We start from the raw sequence: 23826 nt of genomic DNA on the forward strand, positions 1-23826 counted from the left end.
ACCGTCAACCCATCAAGGCGCGTTGCCGCTTTCCAGGGCTACGACACCGCGCCCCGAAAGCGCTGTGCCGCCTGCCGGCTCACTTCGCCGAGCAGTTGCTCGTTGCGCTGCCGCTCGCGCAGCCAGCGCGCGTCGTTCTGGCCCGCGTCGGCTTCGCTGCGCAGCATGTGCAGGGCGCCCGAGGCCCCCGTGACGCCGGCGTGGCGAGCGATGTGGTCGATCGTCTGCAGGATGTGGTCGCGCAGCGGCATGTGGTTGCCGGTGGCCGGGTCCACGTAGACCGCATCCATTCCGAAACGGCAGGCCTGGAAGCGGTTGTACGTGTACACGAGGTAGTCGTCCTCGGTCGGCATGAAGGGCTGCTCGGCCAAGAACCAGGCGCCCAGCGACTGCACGAAGCCCGCCAGCGCGGCGGCGCGCTCCACGGTGAGCGGCGTGTCGAACACGCGAATCTCAATCGTGCCGAACTCGGGCTTGGGGCGAATGTCCCAATAGAAGTCCTTCATGCTCTTGACCACGCCGGTGCGCGTCATCTTGTCGAAGTAGTGCTCGAAGTCGGTCCAGGTCAGCGCCATGGGCGCGCGGCCCGACAGCGGGAACGCGAACACGGAATTGAGCCGCGCCGAGTCGAAAGCCGTGTCCTGCCCCTGCACGTAAGGGCTGGAGGCCGACAGCGCGATGAAGTGCGGGATGTAGCGCGACATGCGGTGCAGCATCAGCAGCGCTGAATCGGCGTCAGGGCATCCGATGTGCACGTGCTGCCCGAAGATCGTGAACTGCTTGGACAGGTAGCCATACAGCTCCGACAGCTCGCGAAAGCGCGGCTTGTCGTAGATGCGCCGCTCGTGCCATTGCTGGAACGGGTGCGTGCCGCCGCCGGCCACGGCGATGTTGAGCTTGTCCGCGCTCTTGACCAGCGCATCGCGGATCTGCGTGAGCTGGCCGAGCACTTCGCTGCTGCTGTGGCACACGCCGGTGGAGATCTCGATCATGCTGTTCGTCATCTCGGGCACGACGCTGCCGGGCAGCGGCGTCTTGTGCATGAGGCGGAGCATGTCTTCGGCGTAGGGCGCCAGGTCGTAGTCGTGCGTGTTGACGAGCTGCAGTTCCAGCTCGACGCCCAGCGTCAGCGGCTCGGAATGGTGGAAGGCTTCAAGACTCACGGCTGTTGTCTCCGTTGCCGGCGCGCGAGAGCGGCGCCCAGGGTTTCGAACTTTCGCCCGCGCGGTAGATGGCCACGGTGGCGATCACGGCCCCCAGCACTTCCATGAGCAGGATGGCCGGCAGCGCCACGCGGGCGATCAGCTGGCCGGTGGAGGCCGAGGCCACCACGAATTGCGAAGCGATGAGCAGCGCGATCGACGACATCGGCGTCATCGCGCAGCCCACCCAAAGGGCCTGGCGCCAGCTGGCGCCGCTGCCCACATTGCCCACCGCCACGCCGACGGCCTTGGCTGCCAGGCGCACCACGATCAGCGCCAGCACCACGCCGGCCACCGGGCCGCTCCAGTCGGCCTGCGCCGCCACGGTGGAGACGAGCACGAACATCAGCATGGTCAGCAGCGAGGACGCCGTGCCCATCTGGCGGGGCCAGGCCCAGGGGCGTGGATTGAGTTGCTTGAGCAGCATGCCGGCCAGCAGCGCGGCCAACGGCGCGGAGCCGCCCATGTGCGCCGCCACGGCCGTGCCGGCAGCGATGAGGGTGAGCAGCAGGAAAGAGGTGTTCTCGCTCGTGGGGCTCATGAAGCGCAGCGCCATGCGCAGTACCAGCGCCAGCACGGCGCCCACGATGACCGAGACGCCCAGCACCACCATCACGGGGTACATGGTGTCCATGATGCGCGCGACCGGGCGGTTGATGAGCTCCGCCGTGGCGCTGCCCAGCGTCAGGGCATACAGCGTGGACAACGTGGCCAGCACCATGGCGCGGTCGGTCACGGGGCCTGCGGCGCGCGTGTCGGCGATCACGCGGCTCAGCACCGCGGGCGATGCCGCCAGGGCCACCAGCGCCAGCGGGCCGGCGGCGCGCTGGGGCACGTCCAGCCATATCAGCACGTAGTACACGGCGAAATAGGTCAGCGCCGATTCAGCGATGCTCTGCACCAGCACCATGGGGTTGTGCCGGAACCAGCGCAGTGGAATGCGCCCGCCCGCCTCGAACAGCACCAGCGCGATGCCCAGCTCCAGCAAGAACAGGCTGATGCCTTGCAGCGGCCAGACGGCGCCGGTAAAGCCCAGCAAGCCGGCGATGGTGCCGACCAGTGTGTAGCCCACCACTTTGGGCAGGCCGATGTGGCGTTGGAAAAGGTAGCCCGAAATCGCGGCCACTGCGAGCAGCAGCGACCATTGCACCGTGGGCAACCCGGCCGAAGGGCGCAACCATTGCGCCCAGAAGCTCAGGATTTCATCCATTCTTTATCAGTCCTCTTCGCGCAGGCGCAGGGCCTGCAGGGTTGGGTCGGCCTTCGCGAAGCCCCCTCGGCGCGCAGCGGCCCGACCCTGGGGTCGCCCGAATTTACCCGCTGAGCCATACCCCTACTGTAGGACGGAGGCCCCCCTTCGGCCGGCCTGAAAATGCCGGTCCGGCAGGGCCTAAGTGGCGCGCCGGGTGGGCATGAAAAACTCCAGCGGCGCCCCGCGCAGCCGCGCACGAAGCGCGGCGTAGACGCGTGCACGCTCCACGCCGGTCACGCTGTGTGCGCGCAGCGCGAGCCGGAAGGCGAGATAGAAACTCACCGACACGTTCAGTGCGCCCAAAAGCGGAATCGTGGCCACGGCCCACCAGAACTGCGGCATGTGCAGCACCTGCACGCCCAGTGCCGTGCTGGCAGCCCCCAACTGACCTGACGAGAGCGTGACATGGCGCACGTCCAGTCCCAAGCCGAAGAACGAGGCAATCGGTGGCACCAGCCCCAGCATGAACCCCAGCGAGATGTTGGCCGCGAAGCCCGAGAGGTTCTCGCGCATGAAGTGGGCCCAGCGCTTGGCGCGGGCAATGCCCAGCACGCGGGTGATGCGGGGGTTGTACTGCACGGCTGAATCCAGGCGGTGCAGCACGAACCAGTTCTCTGCCCAGCCCGCGATGATGCTCGAGGCGAACAGCAGCACGCCGGTGAAGGCCGCGAACAGCAGCGAGGGCCCCAGCAGGTGCAGCGACTCCAGCACATGGCGCGCCTGAGACGTGCTGATGGCCGGCTCGCCGGTCGCCTTGGCGATCAGCAGCGTGATGCCGATAACCGTCGGGAACACCACGAGCACGTTGCCCAGCACCGCCGCCACCTGCGAGCGCACCAGATGCGTGACCTCGTCCACGAAGGATACGACCGCCTCGTCGGAGTGGAGGTCCTTGAGCTTTGCCGCCATGGCCGGTGCCGTCATGGCGGGTTGCTTGGTGGCCACCGTGAAGTGCAGCAGCAAAATCAGCACGAAGCTCACCGAGTAGTTCACGCCGGCCCAGAAGCCGCCCCAGAAAGCGGACAGGGCCAGTGCCGCCAAGCCGAACTTCATCAAGGTGGTGAAAGCCATCACCAGCCCGCCACCAGCAGCTTTGCCGACCATGGCCCGGTACTCGGCGCCAGTGCGGGTGATGTAGTGCTCGCCCGTTTCGGCGCTGCGTTCGGCCACCTTGGCGGCCAACAGCGAAGAGTTGGAGGCCAGCAGCGCGCGCAGGCTGCGGCGCTCGCGGCCCACCGTCACCAGCCGCGCCATCAGGCGCGCCGCAGTGAGGGCGGGCGTGGGCGAAAGCAGGCAGTCCAGCAATTCGCGCACGCGCAGGATGCGTTCGCGCAATTGCCGCAGCCGGAACACCAGGCCGACGGAAATGCCGTTGTCTTCGAAATGCGAATACACGGTGGCCGCCGCCGCGCGGCAGGCGTCGAGCCGCTCGCGCAGGCGCTGCACCGATTCATCGAGCCGGTCCGTGGTGCGCAACTGGTGCATTACCTCGACGCGCACACTCTCCACGTCGCGGATCAGCGCATGGAATGGCTGCGCGTCGCGCGCTGCCTCGCTCATGCGCAGGCGCAATTCCGGCGCGAAGCCGGTCGACAGGATCTGCCCAGCGCAATAGGTGATGGCGTCCAGCAGGGCGCGTTGCCAGCGGGTGGCGCCGGGTGCCTCGGCCGGTGCCATGGCCGACAGCAGCCGTACGAGCAGGGCTTCGTCCAGGGCTTGCAGCCACAGCGCGTCGAAATCGTAGGGCAGCGCCAGCATGAACAGCTCGGACGCGTCGATGGTCTCGGGACTGCCCGGCAGCAGCTTGTAGCGCAGGCGCTCCGCCACTTCGCTCGCCAGTGCCGTGCGCGGGGCAAAGCCGAAGTCCGCCAGCAAGGTGGTGATGTCCACGGTGCCCACGAGCGCGCTCCACCAGGCCTGAAGGCGCTGCCTCGCGGCTTCGTCCTTCTCGATGGCTTCGACGAACAATTGCATGCGGCCGACGGCGGCCTCCACCGAGCGGCGGTTGCCCCGCACCCAGTCCAGCAAAGCGATCAGCCAGAGGTGGCGCTGCGCCAGCGGTGCGCTGGCATCCATCTGCGCCAGCAAATGGCCCAGGTCGTTGGCCTGGCGCTTCAATGGAGCACTCTGCCGCTCAGGGGCGCGCCCGACGGGCCCCCCGAGACGGCTTCCAGCACGAAGAGCGCTATGGGGCATTCGAATGCCTCGCCGTCCTCTGCCACGCAAAAATAGCGGCCATGCATGCTGCCGCTGGCGGTGCGCAGGCGGCATCCACTGGTGTACTGGAAGGATTCGCCGGGCTTGAGCAGCGGTTGCTGCCCCACGACGCCTTCGCCTTTCACCTCTTCGGTGTGGCCGCGTGCGTCGCTGATGACCCAATGGCGGGAAATGAGCTGGGCGGGAATATCGCCCGTGTTAGTGATGGTGATCGTGTAAGCGAAGCCATAAAAGCCCTCATCGGGCGCGGATTGCTCGGGCAGGTACTGGGGTTGCACCTCGGCCTGGAACTGGTACTTCGGCATGGGCGCAATGGTACCTGCGCCCGCACCCCCGGCGGCGGCCGTGCGTCGGCCTGCTGCGACAATCGGGGGATGAGCCGCACTTACCGCATTGCCCCCTCGATCCTGTCCGCCGATTTCGCCCGTCTGGGCGACGAAGTGAAGAACGTCATCGCCGCCGGCGCCGACTGGATCCACTTCGATGTGATGGACAACCACTATGTGCCCAACCTGACGTTCGGGCCCATGATCTGCCAGGCGTTGAAGCCGCACGCCAAAACCCCCGACGGCCAGCCCGTGCCGATCGACGTGCACCTGATGGTCCAGCCTGTGGACGCGCTGGCCGCAGCCTTCGCCGACGCCGGCGCCGACTACATCAGCTTTCACCCCGACGCCTCGGCGCATGTGCACCGCAGCGTGCAGGCCATTCGCGCCAAGGGTGCCAAGCCCGGGCTGGTCTTCAATCCCGCCGAGCCGCTGGACGTGCTGGACTGGGTCATCGACGACATCGACCTCATCCTCATCATGAGTGTGAACCCCGGCTTCGGCGGGCAGAGTTTCATCGACTCGGCGCTGCGCAAGATCGAAGCCGTGCGCCGCCGCATAGACGCTTGCGGCAAAGACATTCGCCTGGAAGTGGACGGCGGCATCAAGACCGACAACATCCGCCGTGTGGCGGATGCCGGTGCCGATACCTTCGTGGCGGGAAGCGCCATCTTCGGCAAGCCCGACTATGCGGGCGTGATCGGCGCCATGCGCACGCAACTGGCCTGACAGCCCGGCCGCGGGCGCGGTTTTCACTTCCGGTCGATCAGCGGGACGCCGGTGCCGGCGTGATCGTGGTCGTGGTGCTCTCGCGCAGTACGCCGCCCGCTGCAGGCGAGCCCGACACCGCGCCCTGGCCCTTCACGCGGTCCAGGCAGGCAGCGCGGTCATCGGGCGTCTTGAACACATCGCAACGCTCCACCGCATTGTTCTGCTGGGTGGGCGCTCCGGCATCGGTCAACTGACCGGCGCGCGACGATTCCAGCGCGGCGCCGGCTTCCTGCAGGCACACGGCCTGCGATTGCTGCGTGTTGCCGCTCAGGCAGGCCTGGCGGTCGCGCTCATAGCGCGCCCGGGCCGACTCGTCCGGTGCGGCATGCGCGGCGCCCGCAGCGGCAGCGAGCAGGGCGGTGGTGGCGAATAGGGAAAGTCGGCGAAAAGACAACGGCATGTTGAAACCCTTTTTGATCGATACAGCCCTGAATTCGCCAGCAAAGTTCTGGCGAGAGCGAGGGTTGCAGCGTAGGGGTTGCACGGGGCCGGAGTCTGTCGGACGGCGCGCAGCACCGGTGCGGGCAGGCGGCCCGCTGCGGGGTTCACAGAGGATTCGGCGAGGGCTGCGGCCCACGGCGAAACCCTTGTTCCATCAGTCCACGATGAAGAGCTTGGCGCCAGTGTCCGTGGAGGATCGGTGCGCGGCATCGCCAAAGTCGGAGACTTGGTAACTCATGCCGGCAGACAGCGTGAAGCGGCGGCCGTCCTTCAGTTCGGTATCCAGTGTGCCTTCCAGCACGAACAGGATGTGTCCGCGATCGCACCAATGGTCGGCCAGATAGCCGGCGGAATAGTCGACCCTGCGAATGCGGATGTCGCCCAACGTCAGCGTGCGCCAATAGGCCATGCCGCTCTCGCCAGGATGTTCGGTCGGTTCGATGAGCGACCAGTCCGTCGCGGTGAAGGGCAGGGCGGGAATCTTCATGGGAGTCGCTGAGATTGGTGGTGTGTGAAGGAAGGCAACGGGTGGCGAACGCGATGCGGCCGCTCAATGAAACCCTTGCGCGAGCGCATGGGTTATCACGGCAGCAGGTTCTTCCCGGCAGCCGCTGGCGTTTTGTCCGGACCAGAGGGGTGAAAAGTCTCCCGAGCCTTGGGCTTCCGCCTTGGCGCGCAGCGGGGCCAGCGCGGCGGTCGCCAGCGGGAACTCCGGAGCGGCCGGGCTCATGGCGCCCACCTCGCGAATCAGCCGGTTCACAATGCCGCGCGCCGGCCGGCCGGTGAACAGGTGGGTCAGCGCGGTGTGGCGCGCTGCCTCGCTTTTCAGGGCGGCCCGGTGCACGGCGCTCGTCGTGGCTTCGGTCGCCAGCATGTAAGCCGTGCCCACTTGCACGCCCGAAGCTCCCAGCGCCATCGCCGCGGCGACGCCTTTGGCGTCTGCAATGCCACCGGCCGCGATGACGGGGCACTGGACGGCATCGACGATCTGCGGAAGCAGTGCGAACGTGCCCGACTGCTTCGTCAGGTCGTGCGACAGAAAATGCCCGCGGTGCCCGCCCGCCTCCAGGCCTTGGGCGATGACCGCGTCCACCCCGCGCTCTTCGAGCCAGACCGCTTCGTCCACCGTGGTGGCGGAGGCAAGGATTTTCGAACCCCAGCCGCGCACCTGCTTCAGCAGGTCATCCGGCGGCAGCCCGAAATGAAAGCTGATCACGGGCGGGCGAAATGCCTCCAGCAATCCGGCGACTTCGGCATTGAACGGATGGCGCCCCGCCCCGGCAGGAATGTCTTCCGAACGGAGGCCGAACTCTGCGTAATAAGGCGCCAATGCTGCACGCCATGCGGCTTCCCGCTGCGTGTCCGGCTGCGGAGGCGTGTGGCAAAAGAAATTGACGTTGTAGGGGCGGCGAGTTCCCGCACGGATCGCTTCGATTTCCCGGCACATGGCGTCGGGCGTCAGCCCCGCGCCTGGCAGGGAGCCCAGGCCGCCCGCCTCACTCACGGCGATCACCATGGCGCTTCCGGAGATGGCGACCATCGGCGCCTGGATGAGGGGAAAGTCTGTGCCGAGAATTTGTGAAAGCGTGGACATCGATAGGCCTTCGGGTCGAGATGCTGGGCATTCTGCATCACCGGGATTTGCCGAATCCGCCACGCTGGATGGCTGTCACAGGGGCTCGGTGAGGTAGCGCTGAACCGTTCGTCCCAGAACGCGAATGGTGGTCGGCCGGTCCAGCGATGCGGACGGCAGTTCGAGCACGTACCGCACCAACGCCAGGCCCAGCATTTGCGATGCAATGAGCGCGGCACGTGTCTTCGCCTCTGGAGGCTTACACCCCAGGGTTTGCACCGCTGCCAGCAACTGGGACTGGAAAATTTCCTGCATGCGGGCCTTCGCGGCGGCATGGCTGACCGCCGCTTTGAGCAGGGCGACCAACTGCCGGCCAGTGGCTTCGTCCTCCCAGATGGACAGAAAGTGGGAAACCAGTTGTTCGCCCATCGCCTGCGGGTCGAGTGCTGCCAAATCCGGCAGTTTCAGCTCGAATCTGGCGGCCTGCGCGAACAGAGCCTCTTTGCTCTCGTAATAGCGAATGACCAGCGCCACGTTGGCGCCTGCCCGAAGGGCCACATCCCGCAGCGTCGTGCCTTCGTAGCCATGGGTGGCAAAGAGCGCTCGCGCGGCGTCCAGGATGCGGTCGCGGGTGGGCTGGGACCGGGAGGTGACGGATCGGGGGGGCACAGAAAAATCTCGAAGTGATGTAAACGGCAGTTTACCGATGGTCCGATTTTGGTCAGAATGCAAACGCACGTTTACTTCTGGGTTGAAAATGTCAAACCTTCAAAATTTGCCGGATCGAACCACGGAGGTGTTGATCGTCGGCGCGGGGCCTGTGGGCCTGACGCTGTGCCTTGCGCTGCAGCGCCTCGAAATCCGGTCCATCCTGGTGGACCAACATGCTGCGGGCCTGAACACCTCTCGCGCGGCGGTTATTCACGCGCGAACGCTGGAGGTGCTGGAGCCCTGCGGCGTCGTGCCGGCGCTCCTGCAAAAAGGGTGCAAAACGATCCAGTTCCGCGTTCGGGACCAGGAGCGCATTCTTCTGGACATCGGATTTTCGGAACTGCCCTCGGCGTACCCCTTCGCCCTGATGTGCCCGCAGAACGAGACCGAGGGCATTTTGGAATCCCGGCTTCAGGCCGTGGGTGCCGAGGTGGTGCGCCCGGCCCGCTTGCTATCGGCCGTCTCGGCCCAGGATGAAGTCCATGCGGAACTGCAATGGCCCACCGGCGGCACGCAGAGGATTCGTGCGCAGTGGATCGTGGGTTGCGATGGTGCCCGCAGCACGGTTCGGCAAAGCGCAGGCATCGCCTTCGAAGGCGGCGATTATGAAGAGGCGTTCGTGCTGGCGGACGTGCGCATGGACTGGCCGTTGCCGCGCGAAGAGGTCACCCTGTTTTTTGCGGCGCAGGGCTTGATGGTGGTGGCCCCGCTGCCCGGAGGTCCAGGCGAAGCCGAAGACCGATACCGCATCGTTGCCACGGTGGCGCATTCCGCGGCCGCCCCTTCACTGGCCGATGTGCAAGCGCTGCTGGACGAGCGCAGCGCTCATCGGCGTCCGGCGCGCGTTGCGCAGATGTCCTGGAGTTCGAGTTTTCACTTGCAGCACCGCGTCGCAGCGCAGGTGATGAAGGGGCGAACGCTGCTTTGCGGAGACGCGGCGCATGTTCACAGCCCCGCAGGCGGCCAGGGGATGAACACCGGCATTCAGGACGCGGCGGCACTGGCGGAGCCTCTGCTGCAGGCCCTGCGGCATGGCGATCGGCAGGGATTGCAGGCATGGGCGGCTCGCCGCCATGCGATCGCGAAAGACATCGTGAGCACCACCGATGCCATGACGAGGGTGGCGACCGCTTCCTCGCCCCTTGCACGCGTGGCGCGCAACGCGGCCCTGGGATGGCTGGGGCATATGCCGTTCGTGCAGAAGAAGATCGCGATGCGGCTGGCCGAACTCGATCAATGACTGGGTCGGATGCCGCCACCCGGCGGCTCAACGGGCGGGCCCGAAGCCGAACAGAGAGGGCTTGGCGGGGCGTTGCTGCGCATCCTCCGAGTCGTCCGCCTGTGGAGCGCTGTCCGATCTGTGATCTTTCCTAGGCCACCCTTCCCGCGCAGTAAGCCGAGGGCCGATGTCCAGGTCTTCGACCATGGATTGCAAGGCCAACAGCCCGTCGGCCATTGCCTGTTGGTACGTGTCGGCAGCGGTCTCAGCCTTTCGGATGGGCGTCCATGTGTCGACGTGGCCATCGTCGCGCTCAATCAGTACCCAACTGAAAGCACCGGGGGCGGGCTCTTCGACATGGATGGCGATGGGGCGCAGGATGTTGGTCATTGGGCTGGCGGATGGTGTTGGTGGCGAAGATACTGCCGGCGAGACGGATCGCCAATCCCGCATTGCCGCAGAGAAACCGCTTGGCGGGTGTAGGCGAAAGAGGAATTCCCCGGCCTATGCCCCCGGCCATAAGGGCCATTCCTGCGCTGCGATTTGGAGGCAACGCCTACCGCTCAGGTAAGCAGTTGCCTACAAAACGCATGAAGCAAGCGCATGACACTTTGCCCAAACGGGTTTCCCGGTCGAAGAGAAACAACATGGCAACTGCAAGTCGCACGCTCTGGAAAGGCGCCATCACCTTTGGCCTTGTCCACATCCCTGTCGGGCTCCACACCGCTGCCACCGAGCAAGGCGTGGATTTCGACTGGCTGGACAAGCGCTCGATGGACCCGGTGGGCTACAAGCGCATCAACAAGAGAACCGGCAAGGAAATCGACAAGGACAACATCGTCAAGGGCGTGGAATACGAAGACGGCAAATACGTCGTCATCAGTCCCGAAGAAATCGAGGCGGTTTTTCCCAAAACGACGCAGACCATCGAAATCGAGCGCTTCGTCGATGCGAACGAAATGCCCTTCATCTTTCTGGAGCGGCCGTACTACGTGGCGCCGGTCAACAAAAGCGACAAGGTCTATGCGCTGCTGCGTGAAACCCTCATTGCGACGGGCAAGATCGGGCTGGCGAAAGTCGTCATTGCCACCAAGCAGCACCTGGCCGCGCTGGTGCCTTCGGGCCCTGCACTGGTGCTGAATCTTCTGCGGTGGGGCGATGAGGTGAAAACCCTGGACACCCTTGAGTTGCCGGCAGCCGGCAAGAAGAACGTCAGCGCGGCGGAGCTCAAGATGGCCAAGCAGTTGGTCGAGGAAATGTCCGGCAAATGGGACCCTTCCGACTTCAAGGATGAGTTCCGCATCCAGGTCATGAAACTGGTGGAGAAAAAAGCCAAGGCCGGGGAAGGCCAGACCGTGCTGGACCCGGAAGAAGATGCACCGAAAACCGGCGAGGTCATCGACCTGACCGCTTTGCTCATGCGAAGCCTGAAAGGCGGCTCCAAGGCTGCGCGAAAAAGCCCTGCCAAAGCCCCAGCCAAGAAGGCAGGCGCCAAAACCACGGCAGCGAAGAAGGGTGCTGCCGAGAAGAAAGCGGCGTGAGCCAAAGCCGTGCGCGTTGCCACCTGGAACATCAACAACGTCAACCATCGGATCGACCGGCTTGTCGAATGGCTGCAGCGGGCCCGGCCCGATGTCGTGGCCCTGCAAGAGCTGAAATGCCCGACCGCGCAATTTCCTGAAGCGGCTTTGCAGGCCGCGGGGTACCGCGGTGTGGCGGTGGGGCAGCGCACCTGGAACGGCGTGGCCTTGCTCTGCCGTGGGCAGGACCCACTACCTGCCAGCACGTCACTGCCCGGCGATCCGTCGGACAAGGAGGCCCGCTATCTGGAAGCGGCCATCCACGGGGTGCTGTTCGCATGCCTGTATCTGCCGAACGGCAATCCCCAGCCCGGCCCCAAGTTCGACTACAAGTTGCAGTGGTTCGAACGGTTGAGGCTTCGTGCCGAAGCCTTGTGGGCTTCCGGTCACCCGGTGGTCTTGCTGGGCGACTGGAACGTCGTGCCCACGGATGCCGACATCTATAAGCCGGACACGTGGCGTGACAACGCGCTGCTTCAGCCGCAGGCCCGCCAGGCGTATGCGGCCATCCTGGCACAGGGGTGGACCGATGCCATCGCCCAGGTGCATCCCGATGGAGTGCCCTTCACCTTTTGGGACTATCGGCGCCGGCGATGGGAGCGCGATGCGGGCCTTCGCATCGATCACATTCTGGTGAGCCGTTCGCTCCGTGTCGTGGACGCAGGTGTGGATCGCGAAGAGCGGGGCAAAGACAACGCCAGCGACCATGCCCCGGCCTGGGCAGAGATCGCGTTGCTGAAACAGGCGCCAGCGCGGCGCAGAACGGCCAGGGCCAAATAAGCTCCACTCGACCCGCCGCGCTGCTTGGCTGCTTCGTCTCGTAGGCTCTCGGGTCATCCGCGTCGGGCGATTTGGGAGTCGCCGAAGATGAGCCGCTGCGGCATGGGCATGCCGATGAATCGCTGCGGAAAGATGGGCGCTGGAGCGCTGGCATCGTTCAGCCGGGCCAGGTGCGCCTCGCACAGCACCAGGTCCAGCGCACCCAGGTTGTCCTGGGCCTGCTCGAGGGTGCGGGCTCCCATGATGGGCGCGACGACGGCCGGGTTGGCCAACGTCCACGCGATGGCGACCTGAGAGGCTGTGGCGTCCACGTCCCGAGCGATCGCCTGCACGGCCTCGGCGATGTCCAGTGCCCGCTCCGTCATGTGGCCCGAAGAGGCGATCACGCCTTTGCGCGAGGCTGAAACCCCAGCCTCGGCTTGCAATGCGAGATCGCTGCGCTGGTATTTGCCGGCCAGCACGCCGCCGCCCAGAGGCGACCAGGGCAGCACGCCCAGGCCGAGTTCGGCCGCCATCGGAATCAGTTCGTGCTCCACCGTTCGCTCCAGCAGGCTGTATTCGATCTGCAGTGCCACCATGGGCGACCAACCGCGCAGGTCTGCCAGGGTCTGCATGCGCGCGATTTGCCATGCGGGCGTGTTGCAGATGCCGAGGTACAGCACCTTGCCGCTTCGAACCAGATCATCAAGGCCGCGCATGACCTCGTCGGGTCCGGTGGTGAAGTCCCAGGCATGAAGGTAGAGCAGTTCGATGCGGTCCGTGTCCAGTTGCCGCAGGCTGGCTTCCACCGATCGCACCATATTCAACCGGTGGTTGCCGCCAGAGTTGGGGTCTGCGGGATCGCGGGCCATGGTGAATTTGGTGGACAGCACCAGGCGGTCTCGCCGGCCTTTGATCAAGCCGCCCAGAATGCGCTCGGACGCACCGCCCGTGTAATTGACCGAGGTGTCGATGAAGTTGCCGCCACGGTCCACGTAGAGGCCGAAGATGCGGCCGGCCTCTGCGCTGTCGGCCCCCCAGCCCCAGTCGGTGCCGAACGTCATGGTGCCCAGCGCGATGGGCGATACGCGCATGCCCGATCGTCCAAGAAGGCGGTAGTGATCCAGTAAATTGATGGAAGCCATAAAGAAATTCCTTTCGTGCAGAATGCGGTTCCTCGTGCAGGCAAGTGTGGCAATGCCTGGGCTTCAGGGCATAGCAATTTCCTCCTCAGTCCTTGCACGATCGTCCAGAAAATTTCCACGCGGACGCCACCACTATCCCAAGGATCGCCATTGACTTCGCTGTTGCGCCTTGCAGAGCTTCTGCGCCGGCATGCCACCACCGATGGCATCCACGCCACCGCCATTCCCGGCGTGGGCCTGATCCGAACGTCCGCCCCGACCCTGCCCATGCCGGCGGTGTACCAGCCGACCCTTTGCCTGGTCGCCCAGGGGCGCAAGCGCGCCGTGTTGGGTTCGACCAGCTATGTCTATGACCCCGCCCAGTACCTGGTGGCGTCGGTGGAGTTGCCGGTGATGGGCTCGGTGATCGAAGCCAGCGTAGAACGCCCCTATTTGTGCCTGGTTCTCGACCTGGACATGGCATGCCTGAGCGAACTGGCCTTGCGCCACCCGGTGCCTGCGGCCGATGGGGCCGCGCCACCGCTCGGCCTTGCGCTCAGCCAGACCACTCCGCAACTGCTGGATGCTGCAGTGCGCCTTGCGGCGCTGCTGGATACGCCCGAAGACATTGCGGAGCTCGCACCCATGGTGCAGCGCGAAATCTTCTATCGGTTGCTTACCGAGCCTGGCAACCGGCTGATCCGCCATCTGGCGCAGGCCAGCAGCCATTTGAACCAGATCGCTCGCGCCATCGCCTGGATACGGGCGCGCTACACCGAGGCCTGGAACATCGACGACGTGGCCGCGGTGGCGGGCATGAGCCGGTCGAGCTTTCACGCGCATTTCAAAGCCGTCACCTCCATGAGCCCGCTGGAATTTCGCACCCAGTTGCGGCTGCAGGAAGCGCGGCGCAGGATGGTGGCCGAATCGCTGGATGCAGCCAGTGCGGGCTTCGAAGTGGGCTATGAAAGTCCTTCCCAGTTCAGCCGCGACTATGGCCGTGCCTTCGGGATGCCGCCGGCCAAGGATGCGCAGCGGTTGCGCTGGGAGGCAAGGTAGTCGGCGATCGCTGCCAGAATCCGCAGGCCTTCACCCTTCAGAAAGAAGAGATTCCATGGACGATCACCACAGCTTTCCCGATCTCGAATACGTCGGCTTCTGGGCCCGCGTCGGCGCGACGCTGATCGACACCGTACTGCTGATCGTCGTCACTGTGCCGCTGCTGGTGTGGTTCTATGGATGGGAATATTTCGAATCCGACCACCTGGTCTTGGGACCGGCGGACTTCGTCATTTCATGGGTGCTGCCGGCCCTGGCGGTGGTGCTGTTCTGGCTCAGCCGCCAGGCCACGCCGGGAAAGATGGCCATCGGCGCCCGTGTGGTGGATGCCGCCACCGGCAAGCCGATGACCACCGCGCAGTCGGTGGGCCGCTACGTGGCGTATTTCGCCGCCGCGATTCCGCTCGGCCTGGGCCTGCTCTGGGTGGCGTTCGACGGCCGCAAGCAGGGCTGGCACGACAAGCTGGCAGGCACGGTGGTCGTGCGGCCGAAGCGGCACGGGACGCAGGCGGTGAGTTTTCCGGAAGCTTGAGCACCTCTTCGTCGCTGCGCCGAGCAACAAATCCATCCGTCGAGGGGAGCCGGATTCGTTGACCCATTCAGACCTTGATGCATCGCAGCGTGGATGGCCGAAGAAGCCGTTAAAACGGACATGAGCAGCCGTGGGGGCATCAGCGAAGCTCAGCCCCCACCCTTTATTCGCGATGGGAATTCTCATGTTCGACCACATTGGCATCCGCGCCAGCAATCGCCAGGCCACCGAGTCTTTCTTCTTGCACGCACTGGCGCCATTGGGAATCGCCGTGGCAATGCAGGGGCCGGATGGGACGGGGTTGGGAAAAAAGGCAAACCTTCACTCTGGATCTACGGCGCCGCAGACCCACCCAGTCCGTTGCATCTGGCGTTCACCGCAGAGCGCCGCAGCCAGGTGGACGCCTTCCACCGCGCGGCGCTTGAGGCGGGAGGCCGGGACAACGGACCCCCGGGGTTGCGCCCTCACTATCACCCCCATTACTACGCCGCGTTCGTCATCGCGCCCGATGGCCACAACGTCGAAGCGGTATGCCATCTGGCTGAAAGCTGAACACGGCGTCCAGGCGGTGCCAGCCGAGGCAATCTGGCAAGGACTGTGAGGGCACTGGCCGCAAAGGCTGTCGAAGCTGGCTATGGGCCGATAAGATGGGCCGCATGACGACCGCCATGATTTGCTCCCTCGCCACCGCGGCGCTGCTTCTTGCAGCGACGCTCGCGCGTGCGGCGGCAAAGAAGGCTCGGCGGCAGTTGACGCCTGCACATTCCTGAGCCCGGCGGTCGCACTTCACCCTTCAGCGCAACCATTCACCGCCGGGCACCAGCCTCGCGCGGCTGCGGACGCCTCCTTTCACCGGCGCCGCATTGATGGAGTGCTGTCATGCACACAGTGGTTCACGGCGAGCGCATGCTCACCGACCTTGATTTCGCCCGTCTCATGAAGCTTGTCAACGAGCGGGGACCTTCCCCTTTCTCGGAAATGCTGGATGGCGTGGACGTGACCAGTCCACGCGACATTCCTGCGGATGTCGTGACGATGTATTCCCGCATTGAATGCGCCGATGTGCACACGTCCCGGCGGCAGGTGCTCACGGTCTGCTATCCGGGCGATGCCCAGCCGGCTGCGGGCTGTATCTCAGTGCTCTCCCCGGTGGGCAGCAGCCTGCTGGGACTCAAGGTCGGCGACGTGGCCCGATGGCTCACGCCCAGCGGCGAGCATTGCGCCGCGGAAATCGTGGCCATCCACTACCAACCCGAGAGCAGTGGCGACTACACGCGTTAACCGGTCGCTTGATGCGTGTTGCTCAGGCAGCTTGACGAAGCCGAGGCGGGAGCATGCGGCTGGTTCTAAACCACCATCGTTGGCTGGGCCGGCTCCCGGCAGGATGCTGCTTAAGCCTTCACCTCAACCACCGGTTCAAAGCCCCCGAAAATCATGCGTTTGCCGTCGAAGGGCATGGGCGGGTTGCCGGGAGTCGAGGGATCCATGCGCGGGTCTTCCATCATCTTCTTCATCCCGGCGTCCCGCGTGGCCTTGTCTGGCCATTCGACCCAAGAGAACGCCACCGTTTCCTCTGCCGTGGCCTGCACCGCACGGCGGAAATCGGTGACCTTGCCGTCGGGGACATCGTCGCCCCAGCACTCGATCACACGGAGCGCCCCCAACTCGAGGAATATGGGGTCGAGCGCACGGGCATGCTCGATGAATTTTTGCTTGTTGGCGGTAGGGACTGCGATAACGAAACCATCGATGTAGGACATGCATCACTCCTGTTGGATTGATCGGCGGCGCGCTCGTTGAGGCATGCTTCGCATTCCATCCGCCAACAGCGGGGGGGCCCTTCAGTCGACCGGCGGGGCGGAAACGAAGCACCGGGTTTGTGAGCGCAGAAACCGCGCAAAGCCTATCGTTTCCGCTGCCGCGACACTCTCAGGAAAGACCCTCGGGTCACCGGCGGCGGTCCTTAGTCAATTCTTGAATCTTCATTCTTCGGGCCTGCAAAAAATTGGGGCTCGGCGTTTTCAACTCATCCAATGGCTTCTCACTTCATTCCGTTGTCACAAAACCAAGCCGATGCGGCGATCGTGGACCTGGACGGCACCATGGTGGACACGCTCGGCGATTTTTCCGAGGCGATCAATCGCATGCTGCGTGAGCTGGAGCTACCCGGCATTGCGGCCGAATCCATCGAGCGCATGGTGGGAAAGGGCTCGCAGCACCTGATCCATTCCGTGCTGAATCACGTGCTGGCGCAATATCCACTAGGGAGGGGTGCTATCAAAACAGAAGCAATCTATCCCTCGGCCTGGGAGAGCTACCAGCGCCACTATCTGGCCGTGAATGGGCAGTTCGCCACGCTGTACCCCGGTGTGGTGGCCGGGTTGCAGGCGCTGCGCCGCCAGGGCTTGCGCCTGGCCTGCCTGACCAACAAGCCCACTGCCTTCGCGGTGGCGCTGCTGCAGGCCAAGGGGCTGGACGGCTTCTTCGAGACCGTGTTCGGCGGCGATGCCTTCGAGCGCATGAAGCCGGACCCGCTGCCGCTGCTCAAGACCTGCGAGGCGCTGGGCACGGTGCCCGCGCGCACGCTGATGATCGGCGACTCCAGCAACGACGCCCAGGCGGCCCGCGCAGCCGGTTGCCCCGTGGTGCTGGTGACCTACGGCTACAACCACGGGCAGCCCGTGCATTCGGTGGATGCCGATGGCTACGTCGATTCGCTGGAGGCCCTGGCGCCAGCCCTTTGACAGGTGACCGCAACGGGAAACCCACCGCTACCAGCGCAGCAGCCGGGGCCCCAGCGCGGCACCCGCCGCCACCGGCAGCGACATGCCGAGGACATACCAGATGGCGATGAACGGCGCGGCGAGTTCTGGGCAGTGCAGCGCGTAGACCGTGGCGCCGACCGCGCCGGCCAGGGCGCCGGCCCCTGCGCCTGCCCATGCAGGGCGCACGGGCGCCATGCCGCGCAACACCCAGATCGCGGCGAGAAACACGGGCACCGATAGCATCGCAATGTTCTCGGCGCACACGCGCCAGGTGCGGCTGAGCACCAGTTCCGGCCATTGCGCCGCAGGGGCCTGCCACACCGCCGCCAGCCCCAGGGCCCACACCGCGCCGATCGGGGCGGCCCATGCCAACCAGGCGGGGCGGGTGCCCGCGCCCGGTTTTCCGAGCCGGGCGACCAGCCGCAACGCGGCCAATGCCATCAGCAGCGGCATGCCGAATTTCACCCAGAACATGGGAAGGCTGGCGTACTGGCCGAGTGCTGGATTGAGCCCGAGTGCAGACAGCATCAGCAAGCCCGAAGCCGGCACGGAAACGAGCAGGGCGAGCGCGAGGCGCGTGGCAGCGGCATGGCGCGGGACCGGCACCGTGTCGGTGGCCAAGAGATGGATGAGGTCGTCGGTTTTCATGGGGAGGCCTTCGGCTTCGCCGTGGTGGGGGATGCAGATGCAATGCGGCGCGCCAGCGCTTTCAGGCCCCGGTGGATGCCGATTTTCACGGCGGATTCGGTCATGCCGGTTTCCAGCGCCACGTCGGATACCGAGCGGCCGTGCAGCTTGACGTGTTCGATCGGCAGGCGCTGGCGGTCGGGCAGCGTGGCCAGCAGGCGTGCGAGATCGCGCCGGGCCTCGGCGGCGGTGTCTTCGGCGTCGTCGAAGAGGCTGGGGTCATCGTCGTCCAGCGGGTCGTGCAGCGCCTCGCGCGATCGGCGCGCGCGCAGCAGATCGATGGTCTTGTAGCGCGCGATGGCGTGGACCCATGCCGTCAGCGGCTGGGTGCGCTCATAGGTGTGGCGTTGGTTGTGAAGGGCCAGCAGGGTGTCTTGCACGAGGTCCTCCACGTCGTCGGGCCAACCGGACAGCCGCCGGCGGTAGAACGACCGCAGGCGGGTGGCCACTTGCTGCAGGAACTGCCGGTACGCCGCCGCATCCCCCTCCAGTCCGGCAAGCAGCAGGCTTCGCAGGCGCTGTTCGGTCTGGAGGTGTGGAGCGCTTTGCGGCGGGCGTGGTGCCATGGCAGCCGCAGGGTACACGGCAGCGGAGCCGCTCCGGCGCATAAGACGGTGCGGCTTACTTCTTCATCTCGTCCTTTTTCATCGCGTCCTTCCCCATGGAGTCCTTGGCCATGGAGTCTTGCTTCATGCCGTCTTTCTTCATCGGGTCCTTCTTCATGCCGTCGTTTTTCATGGCGTCTTTCGACATGACGTCCTTCGCCATCGAATCCTTGGCCATTGAATCCTTCGCCATCGGGTCTTTCTTCATCGTGTCGTCCGCAGCCATGGCGGAGACGGACGCCGCGGCCAGGCAGGCTGCGAGCAGGGCGGTATTGAGTTTGTTCATGTCGAAAGTCCTTTTAGGGGTGGTGGTGAAAATTGCGCCGAACCCGGGATCGGTTCCGGGCGCGCCGTCTGCGGCGCCGAGCCCGATGGCTCAGCTGCCGCCGAACCCGTGGTGGCCCTGGTCTTCCCGGTGGCCGTCCGGATAGGTGCTGGTGACGAACTTCGCCACGATGTGTTTCGGGGGCTTGCCGCCCAGTGGCTGACGCGCATCCTCCAAAGGATGGATGGGCTGTGGTCTCGCGGATGCCGCCATGGATGCTCCTGAAAGAGGGCCCGGTGATCGGGCCTCGTCAGTAGTTCGGGCGGAGTGCGCCGCGGGTTACACGCGGCTGAAAAGAATTTTTCCGGATCCAGGTTGCGGCCCTGGATGGAGGTTCCCAGGAATTGGGCCAAATCGCGGTCTGGCGCAATAACCTCTAGGGAGTGTTGCTATTAAATTGGTAGCAAAAGTGTTTTGGCCTTGGAAGGCCGGTGTGACGGCTTCACTCGCCGGCCTTGCCCAGCAGGGCGTCCTTGAGCTTCCAGTCCGCGGGGCGGTCGCCCAGCCAGATGCCTAAAAGCGCATTGAAGAATTCAGGCTCGCGAAAGGGCTCGCCCTGCACCACGCCCTTGACGCTGATCACCGTGCCGGTGCCCGGCAGCCAGTCCACGGTGAAGGTGTCGCCAGCGGAGAGCTTCTTGTGCTCGGAAAAGATCTGGCTCATGCGCAGCACGCCCGGAACGAGGCGCGAGAACGACGCCTTGTCGATGTTGTCTTCCATCCCGCGCGAAAACAGCTTGCCGAGTTCGGCGGAGTCGATGTCGCGCAGCATGGTGATGGACAGCCGCTTCGGGCCCCGCAGGGCGGCCACTTCCTGTGGCGTGCCCGCTTTTTTCTCCAGATACAGGCCGGCGGCATACACCTTGAACACGGCCTTGTAGCGAACGCCCGCACCGTTCAGCACCAACTGCGTGCCTTGCAGCGGCATGGCGGTGTCGTACTTCACATCCGCCACCGTGACGACCTGGGCCGAGGCCGCACCGCAGAGCGCGGCGAAAAGGACGAGGGCGGCCGCCAGCCACCGCTGCGGAAAGATCATGGCAACTCCAAAAAAGAACGGTCGTTCTTTTTCCATTGTTGCCGCCGGCCAAGGCATGCACAACAGGGTTTTCGAGCAAGCAGGCCGCGCCGGTGCCGTCGCCAAGCCAGTCCGCCAAACTGCTTTGCTACACTTTCGCCCCATGTTCATTCATCACGTGTTCATCACAGGTTGCAGCGACCGGGGAGCCTGGCCCTGGCGCAGGCCTGCCGCATCGAACGCTTGAGGCACCCGGGGCAATCCCGGCTGCACCCGTGGCCCCCGCAGGGCCGATCGCAATGAACCGCGGCGCCTATCGTCTTCCCTGGCGCCGCCCGAATGGGAAATCCCCGTGATCACAGAACTTGAATTCAAGAGCCTCGCCGGTGAAGGCTACAACCGCATTCCCCTCATCGCGGAGGCCTTCGCCGACCTGGAGACCCCGCTGTCGCTGTACCTGAAGCTGGCCTACAGCAAGGATGGCGGCAAATACAGCTTCCTGCTGGAGTCGGTGGTCGGCGGCGAACGCTTCGGCCGCTACAGCTTCATCGGCCTGCCGGCGCGGACCTTGCTGCGCGCCAGCGGTTTCGGGGCGGAGGCCAAGACCGAAGTGGTCACCGATGGGCAGGTGGTCGAAACGGCGGCCGGGAATCCCCTCGACTTCATCGAGGCCTACCAGAAGCGTTTCAAGGTGGCGCTGCGGCCGGGCCTGCCGCGGTTCTGCGGCGGGCTGGCCGGGTATTTCGGCTACGACGCGGTGCGCTACGTCGAAAAGAAGCTGGAGGCCACGTGCCCGCCCGACACGATGGGCACGCCCGACATCTTGCTGCTGCAGTGCGAGGAACTCGCCGTCATCGACAACCTGTCGGGCAAGCTGTACCTCATCGTGTATGCCGACCCTTCGCAGCCGGAGGCGTATTCCAAGGGCAAGCAGCGCCTGCGGGGCTTGAAGGACCAGCTCAAGTATTCGGTGGCGGCACCGGTCGTGAAGCCCACCGAAAGCCATCCACCGCAGCGCGACTTCGCCAAGGCCGACTATCTGGCCGCGGTGGACGCGGCCAAGGAGTTGATCGCCGCGGGCGACTTCATGCAGGTGCAGGTGGGCCAGCGCATCCACAAGCGCTACACCGAATCGCCGCTGTCGCTGTACCGCGCGCTGCGATCGCTGAACCCTTCGCCCTACATGTTTTATTACCACATGGGCGACTTTCACATCGTGTCGGCGTCGCCCGAAATCCTGGTGCGCCAGGAGAGCACGCCAGAGGGCCAGAAGGTCACCATCCGTCCGCTGGCCGGCACCCGCCCGCGCGGTGCCACGCCCGAGCGCGACAAGGCCACCGAGATCGAACTGGTCAACGACCCCAAGGAGCGGGCCGAGCACGTGATGCTGATCGACTTGGCCCGCAACGACATCGGGCGCATCGCCAAGACGGGCTCTGTGAAGGTGACGGAAGCGTTTGCCGTAGAGCGTTACAGCCATGTGATGCACATCGTGAGCAACGTCGAAGGGCTGCTCAACGACGGCATGACCAACATGGATGTGCTGAAGGCGACCTTTCCGGCCGGCACGCTCACCGGGGCGCCCAAGGTACATGCGATGGAACTGATCGACCGGCTGGAGCCTGTCAAGCGCGGCCTGTATGGCGGTGCCTGCGGCTATTTGAGCTATGCCGGCGACATGGACGTGGCCATCGCCATCCGCACCGGCATCGTGAAGGACGGCATGCTCTATGTGCAGGCGGCGGCCGGGGTGGTGGCCGACTCGGTGCCTGAGTTGGAGTGGAAAGAAACGGAACACAAGGCCCGCGCCCTGCTGCGCGCCGCCGAATTGGTAGAGGAAGGACTGGAATGACCCGGGCGATCGACAAAGTGGAGCCTTGCAGCAGCATGGAGCAAGTGCGGGCGCGCATCGACGCGCTCGACGACATCCTCGTGCCGCTGCTGGTGGAACGCGGCGGCTACATGACGCAGGCTGCCTTGAACAAGCAGCGTGAATCCCAGGTGCGGGACGAAGGCCGCATCGAGTTCATCGTGAAAAGGGTGCGGGAGCGTGCCGAGGCGGAAGGCGGGGTGCCCGAGGTGATCGAGGCCATCTACCGCAGCATGATGGAAACCTACATCGCCTACGAGCACCGGGAGTTTGCACGGCTTCTCGAACAGGGCGCCAAGAAGGCAGCGTCCGAATAAGCGCCTGGCGGCGGACCGCGTCGGCGCCCCGCAGGGCGTCGTCTCAGTGCGCATCGACGGGCCGGGCAGCCGACAGTTTGAAGGCATTGGCCAGCGTGGACCGGTTACAGATGCCCCAGCGCGACGCCACGTCCAGCATGTGCGCCCGCCCACCGGTGTCGCTCATCTCGCGCAGCTCGTCTTCGATGCGCTTCACGCGTTCGGTCCGGATCAGCTCCGCAGGTGTCATACCCAGGTGGTTGCGGAAGGCCAGTTGCAGCGCGCGTTCGGTCACGCCCAAGCGGCCGGCGATTTCGCGCACCGACAGGTTGGCGTCGTGCAGGTGCTCGACGATGTAGCGGTAGGCCGCGCGATAGCGGGGTGGAAGGCGAAGGCCGGTCGTGTCCTGCGCCTGCGAGGGCAGGCTGGACGCGGCGCTGTTCATGCGTGCCAGCACCGTGTTGTGCACGACCCGCATCGCCTGGGCCACATGCCGTTTGTACTGGCGCAGTGATTCGCCCAGCCGTCCTTCTTCCATGTGGATCTTGGACAGGCAGTATTGAATATCGGAGGCATAGGGGTGCCGATCGACCTCGCGCTCGATGCTGGCCAGCGTCTGGATGACATCGCGGGCTGGCGTGGCCGCCTTGTCGGTCAGCAGCGCCAGGCAGGCTTCCACCCGCACCTGCGATTCGAGCCCTGCCAGCTCGTGTTCGCGCAGCCAGCGGACGAAGCCCGCAATGGCTTCCTGCCGTCCGGCGGGCTGCAATCCCAGCAGGCCGCTGCGCAGGTAGGCCAGGCGGGCCCGCAGCAGTTGGGGCACGCTGGTCGATGATTCGAGCGCGGCCAGTTCGGCCACCATCTCGGATTGGGTAGGAAGGTCGCGGGCCAGTGCCACGGCGGACTCCGACAGCGCGTGGTCCGTCAACTCTTCATGGCGCAGCAGGTGCACCCGGGCCAACACCTCCAGGCGGACGGCCCGTGCATGGGGCGCCAGCATCGCGGCGGCTTCGGACTGGCAGAGCACCTCGGCCTGGCGCGCTGTGGCCAGGGCTTCCGCGTGCTGGCCCAGGGCCTGCAGCGACAGCGCCTTTCCGCAGTGGCCTTCCACGCGCAGTTCGACCGGAGCCTCGTGGTCGCCGGCGACGATCGCCCAGCACGCGACGGCGCGTGCCGGCTTGTTCAGGTGGTGAAAGAGCCAGGCCTGGTCCAGCGCCGACTGCCAGCGCACATTGCTGCGCGAAACTTGGTCATACGCCTTCAATTGCTGATGGAAGACTTCGCTGGCAGCTTCTTCCATGCCGACCAGCAGAAGGCTGCGGCCCAGAAGCGCCCCTTCGTGCGCCGAGCCGGTATCGCGTCCGCTGCGCTCCAGACGACGGCGGCCGATGCCTGCTGCGTCTTTGATGCGCGTGGCTTGAATGAGGTTCGAAAGTTCTGGCGCCTGGGCCTGGGCGCGCTGGCAAGACAACGACAGCAGTGAGAGCAGCATGG

General features: G+C 65.4%; 27 protein-coding genes and 1 pseudogene. 11 read left to right on the forward strand and 17 right to left on the reverse strand.

Annotation, left to right across the window (positions count from 1 at the left end; translation table 11 throughout):
• Positions 1-38 precede the first annotated feature (38 nt).
• From BLT03_RS18280 to apaG, 4 genes are all read right to left on the reverse strand, one after another.
• The gene (locus BLT03_RS18280) at positions 39-1163 is read right to left on the reverse strand and encodes a YbdK family carboxylate-amine ligase (RefSeq protein WP_092745197.1); all 1125 of its coding nucleotides are present in this window, start codon (positions 1161-1163) and stop codon (positions 39-41) included.
• Entirely contained in the window at positions 1153-2412 is a 1260-nt protein-coding gene (locus BLT03_RS18285) for a cation:proton antiporter (protein ID WP_092745198.1), read from the reverse strand. The genes BLT03_RS18280 and BLT03_RS18285 overlap by 11 nt, the downstream gene beginning before the upstream one ends.
• A 180-nt stretch (positions 2413-2592) precedes the next feature.
• Complete coding sequence (locus BLT03_RS18290) at positions 2593-4530, reverse strand: site-specific recombinase (protein ID WP_245711453.1); 1938 nt, start codon at positions 4528-4530, stop codon at positions 2593-2595.
• A gap of 38 nt (positions 4531-4568) precedes the next feature.
• On the reverse strand, positions 4569-4976 hold the full coding sequence (apaG, locus tag BLT03_RS18295; protein ID WP_092745200.1) for a Co2+/Mg2+ efflux protein ApaG: 408 nt from the start codon (positions 4974-4976) through the stop codon (positions 4569-4571).
• 69 nt (positions 4977-5045) lie between these two features.
• Between apaG and rpe the strand changes: the two genes are divergently transcribed.
• Positions 5046-5726, forward strand: coding sequence for a ribulose-phosphate 3-epimerase (gene rpe, locus BLT03_RS18300; RefSeq protein ID WP_092745201.1), 681 nt, complete (start codon positions 5046-5048; stop codon positions 5724-5726).
• 37 nt (positions 5727-5763) lie between these two features.
• Here the strand turns inward: rpe and BLT03_RS18305 are convergent, their stop codons facing one another.
• From BLT03_RS18305 to BLT03_RS18320, 4 genes are all read right to left on the reverse strand, one after another.
• The gene (locus tag BLT03_RS18305; protein ID WP_092745202.1) at positions 5764-6168 is read right to left on the reverse strand and encodes a hypothetical protein; all 405 of its coding nucleotides are present in this window, start codon (positions 6166-6168) and stop codon (positions 5764-5766) included.
• Positions 6169-6363: 195 nt separating this feature from the next.
• Positions 6364-6696 carry a DHCW motif cupin fold protein gene (locus tag BLT03_RS18310; RefSeq protein ID WP_092745203.1) on the reverse strand — a complete coding sequence of 111 codons (333 nt, stop codon included), beginning with the start codon at positions 6694-6696 and terminating at the stop codon, positions 6364-6366.
• 63 nt (positions 6697-6759) lie between these two features.
• A complete protein-coding gene (locus BLT03_RS18315; RefSeq protein ID WP_092745204.1) occupies positions 6760-7803 on the reverse strand; it encodes an NAD(P)H-dependent flavin oxidoreductase in 1044 nt (347 codons plus the stop codon).
• Between the two features lie 75 nt (positions 7804-7878).
• The gene (locus BLT03_RS18320; RefSeq protein WP_092745205.1) at positions 7879-8451 is read right to left on the reverse strand and encodes a TetR/AcrR family transcriptional regulator; all 573 of its coding nucleotides are present in this window, start codon (positions 8449-8451) and stop codon (positions 7879-7881) included.
• Here BLT03_RS18320 and BLT03_RS18325 point away from each other — a divergent pair.
• Positions 8414-9733, forward strand: coding sequence for an FAD-dependent monooxygenase (locus BLT03_RS18325; RefSeq protein WP_245711448.1), 1320 nt, complete (start codon positions 8414-8416; stop codon positions 9731-9733). The genes BLT03_RS18320 and BLT03_RS18325 overlap by 38 nt on opposite strands.
• Before the next feature lie 27 nt (positions 9734-9760).
• On the opposite strand, the gene BLT03_RS18330 is transcribed toward BLT03_RS18325, so the two are convergent.
• Positions 9761-10102, reverse strand: a complete 342-nt coding sequence (locus BLT03_RS18330; protein WP_092745206.1) for a hypothetical protein — start codon at positions 10100-10102, stop codon at positions 9761-9763.
• A 257-nt stretch (positions 10103-10359) separates the two neighbouring features.
• Here BLT03_RS18330 and ku point away from each other — a divergent pair, with 257 nt between their 5' ends.
• Together ku and BLT03_RS18340 are read left to right on the forward strand one after the other, a co-directional pair.
• Complete coding sequence (gene ku / locus BLT03_RS18335; RefSeq protein WP_092745207.1) at positions 10360-11253, forward strand: non-homologous end joining protein Ku; 894 nt, start codon at positions 10360-10362, stop codon at positions 11251-11253.
• A 9-nt stretch (positions 11254-11262) separates the two neighbouring features.
• Positions 11263-12072 carry an exodeoxyribonuclease III gene (locus BLT03_RS18340; protein WP_092745208.1) on the forward strand — a complete coding sequence of 270 codons (810 nt, stop codon included), beginning with the start codon at positions 11263-11265 and terminating at the stop codon, positions 12070-12072.
• Positions 12073-12125: 53 nt separating this feature from the next.
• On the opposite strand, the gene BLT03_RS18345 is transcribed toward BLT03_RS18340, so the two are convergent.
• Complete coding sequence (locus BLT03_RS18345) at positions 12126-13196, reverse strand: aldo/keto reductase (protein ID WP_092745209.1); 1071 nt, start codon at positions 13194-13196, stop codon at positions 12126-12128.
• 150 nt (positions 13197-13346) lie between these two features.
• Between BLT03_RS18345 and BLT03_RS18350 the strand changes: the two genes are divergently transcribed.
• From BLT03_RS18350 to BLT03_RS18365, 4 genes and pseudogenes are all read left to right on the forward strand, one after another.
• Positions 13347-14234, forward strand: coding sequence for an AraC family transcriptional regulator (locus tag BLT03_RS18350; protein WP_092745210.1), 888 nt, complete (start codon positions 13347-13349; stop codon positions 14232-14234).
• 55 nt (positions 14235-14289) lie between these two features.
• Positions 14290-14766, forward strand: a complete 477-nt coding sequence (locus tag BLT03_RS18355) for an RDD family protein (protein ID WP_092745211.1) — start codon at positions 14290-14292, stop codon at positions 14764-14766.
• A gap of 184 nt (positions 14767-14950) precedes the next feature.
• A pseudogene (locus BLT03_RS18360) lies at positions 14951-15318 on the forward strand (VOC family protein).
• A 327-nt stretch (positions 15319-15645) separates the two neighbouring features.
• Complete coding sequence (locus tag BLT03_RS18365) at positions 15646-16047, forward strand: GreA/GreB family elongation factor (protein WP_092745212.1); 402 nt, start codon at positions 15646-15648, stop codon at positions 16045-16047.
• Between the two features lie 110 nt (positions 16048-16157).
• Here the strand turns inward: BLT03_RS18365 and BLT03_RS18370 are convergent, their stop codons facing one another.
• Positions 16158-16526, reverse strand: coding sequence for a DUF1428 domain-containing protein (locus BLT03_RS18370; protein ID WP_092745213.1), 369 nt, complete (start codon positions 16524-16526; stop codon positions 16158-16160).
• Positions 16527-16799: 273 nt separating this feature from the next.
• Here BLT03_RS18370 and gph point away from each other — a divergent pair, with 273 nt between their 5' ends.
• Positions 16800-17510, forward strand: coding sequence for a phosphoglycolate phosphatase (gene gph / locus BLT03_RS18375; RefSeq protein ID WP_092745214.1), 711 nt, complete (start codon positions 16800-16802; stop codon positions 17508-17510).
• Between the two features lie 27 nt (positions 17511-17537).
• Here the strand turns inward: gph and BLT03_RS18380 are convergent, their stop codons facing one another.
• From BLT03_RS18380 to BLT03_RS18395, 5 genes are all read right to left on the reverse strand, one after another.
• A complete protein-coding gene (locus BLT03_RS18380) occupies positions 17538-18179 on the reverse strand; it encodes an NrsF family protein (RefSeq protein ID WP_092745215.1) in 642 nt (213 codons plus the stop codon).
• A complete protein-coding gene (locus BLT03_RS18385) occupies positions 18176-18784 on the reverse strand; it encodes a sigma-70 family RNA polymerase sigma factor (RefSeq protein ID WP_092745216.1) in 609 nt (202 codons plus the stop codon). The genes BLT03_RS18380 and BLT03_RS18385 overlap by 4 nt, the downstream gene beginning before the upstream one ends.
• Before the next feature lie 55 nt (positions 18785-18839).
• Positions 18840-19109, reverse strand: a complete 270-nt coding sequence (locus BLT03_RS18390; RefSeq protein WP_092745217.1) for a pentapeptide MXKDX repeat protein — start codon at positions 19107-19109, stop codon at positions 18840-18842.
• Positions 19110-19199: 90 nt separating this feature from the next.
• A complete protein-coding gene (locus tag BLT03_RS25160; protein ID WP_175537797.1) occupies positions 19200-19361 on the reverse strand; it encodes a hypothetical protein in 162 nt (53 codons plus the stop codon).
• A gap of 229 nt (positions 19362-19590) precedes the next feature.
• Positions 19591-20187: a chalcone isomerase family protein gene (locus BLT03_RS18395; protein WP_092745218.1), complete on the reverse strand. Its 597-nt coding sequence runs from the start codon at positions 20185-20187 to the stop codon at positions 19591-19593.
• A gap of 331 nt (positions 20188-20518) precedes the next feature.
• On the opposite strand from BLT03_RS18395, the gene trpE reads away from it, so the two are divergent.
• Entirely contained in the window at positions 20519-22018 is a 1500-nt protein-coding gene (gene trpE / locus BLT03_RS18400) for an anthranilate synthase component I (RefSeq protein WP_092745219.1), read from the forward strand.
• Positions 22015-22353 carry a chorismate mutase gene (locus BLT03_RS18405; protein WP_092745220.1) on the forward strand — a complete coding sequence of 113 codons (339 nt, stop codon included), beginning with the start codon at positions 22015-22017 and terminating at the stop codon, positions 22351-22353. Before trpE ends, BLT03_RS18405 begins: the two co-directional genes overlap by 4 nt.
• Positions 22354-22396: 43 nt before the next feature.
• Here BLT03_RS18405 and BLT03_RS18410 read toward each other — a convergent pair whose 3' ends face one another.
• Positions 22397-23824: a helix-turn-helix domain-containing protein gene (locus BLT03_RS18410; protein WP_092745221.1), complete on the reverse strand. Its 1428-nt coding sequence runs from the start codon at positions 23822-23824 to the stop codon at positions 22397-22399.
• Between the last annotated feature and the right edge of the window lie 2 nt (positions 23825-23826).

The organism is Paracidovorax valerianellae, from assembly GCF_900102625.1.
GTDB classification, from domain to species: domain Bacteria; phylum Pseudomonadota; class Gammaproteobacteria; order Burkholderiales; family Burkholderiaceae_C; genus Paracidovorax; species Paracidovorax valerianellae.

Bases quoted from the DNA above. Each gene is read 5' to 3' on its own strand.
- BLT03_RS18315 (WP_092745204.1), bottom strand. From the start codon at position 7,803: ATGTCCACGCTTTCACAAATTCTCGGCACAGACTTTCCCCTCATCCAG.
- BLT03_RS25160 (WP_175537797.1), bottom strand. From the start codon at position 19,361: ATGGCGGCATCCGCGAGACCACAGCCCATCCATCCTTTGGAGGATGCG.
- BLT03_RS18385 (WP_092745216.1), bottom strand. From the start codon at position 18,784: ATGGCACCACGCCCGCCGCAAAGCGCTCCACACCTCCAGACCGAACAG.
- BLT03_RS18285 (WP_092745198.1), bottom strand. From the start codon at position 2,412: ATGGATGAAATCCTGAGCTTCTGGGCGCAATGGTTGCGCCCTTCGGCC.
- gph (WP_092745214.1), top strand. From the start codon at position 16,800: ATGGCTTCTCACTTCATTCCGTTGTCACAAAACCAAGCCGATGCGGCG.
- BLT03_RS18390 (WP_092745217.1), bottom strand. From the start codon at position 19,109: ATGAACAAACTCAATACCGCCCTGCTCGCAGCCTGCCTGGCCGCGGCG.
- BLT03_RS18310 (WP_092745203.1), bottom strand. From the start codon at position 6,696: ATGAAGATTCCCGCCCTGCCCTTCACCGCGACGGACTGGTCGCTCATC.
- apaG (WP_092745200.1), bottom strand. From the start codon at position 4,976: ATGCCGAAGTACCAGTTCCAGGCCGAGGTGCAACCCCAGTACCTGCCC.
- BLT03_RS18355 (WP_092745211.1), top strand. From the start codon at position 14,290: ATGGACGATCACCACAGCTTTCCCGATCTCGAATACGTCGGCTTCTGG.
- BLT03_RS18410 (WP_092745221.1), bottom strand. From the start codon at position 23,824: ATGCTGCTCTCACTGCTGTCGTTGTCTTGCCAGCGCGCCCAGGCCCAG.
- BLT03_RS18365 (WP_092745212.1), top strand. From the start codon at position 15,646: ATGCACACAGTGGTTCACGGCGAGCGCATGCTCACCGACCTTGATTTC.
- BLT03_RS18395 (WP_092745218.1), bottom strand. From the start codon at position 20,187: ATGATCTTTCCGCAGCGGTGGCTGGCGGCCGCCCTCGTCCTTTTCGCC.
- BLT03_RS18405 (WP_092745220.1), top strand. From the start codon at position 22,015: ATGACCCGGGCGATCGACAAAGTGGAGCCTTGCAGCAGCATGGAGCAA.
- ku (WP_092745207.1), top strand. From the start codon at position 10,360: ATGGCAACTGCAAGTCGCACGCTCTGGAAAGGCGCCATCACCTTTGGC.
- BLT03_RS18345 (WP_092745209.1), bottom strand. From the start codon at position 13,196: ATGGCTTCCATCAATTTACTGGATCACTACCGCCTTCTTGGACGATCG.
- rpe (WP_092745201.1), top strand. From the start codon at position 5,046: ATGAGCCGCACTTACCGCATTGCCCCCTCGATCCTGTCCGCCGATTTC.
- BLT03_RS18290 (WP_245711453.1), bottom strand. From the start codon at position 4,530: ATGGATGCCAGCGCACCGCTGGCGCAGCGCCACCTCTGGCTGATCGCT.
- BLT03_RS18370 (WP_092745213.1), bottom strand. From the start codon at position 16,526: ATGTCCTACATCGATGGTTTCGTTATCGCAGTCCCTACCGCCAACAAG.
- BLT03_RS18330 (WP_092745206.1), bottom strand. From the start codon at position 10,102: ATGACCAACATCCTGCGCCCCATCGCCATCCATGTCGAAGAGCCCGCC.
- BLT03_RS18305 (WP_092745202.1), bottom strand. From the start codon at position 6,168: ATGCCGTTGTCTTTTCGCCGACTTTCCCTATTCGCCACCACCGCCCTG.
- BLT03_RS18380 (WP_092745215.1), bottom strand. From the start codon at position 18,179: ATGAAAACCGACGACCTCATCCATCTCTTGGCCACCGACACGGTGCCG.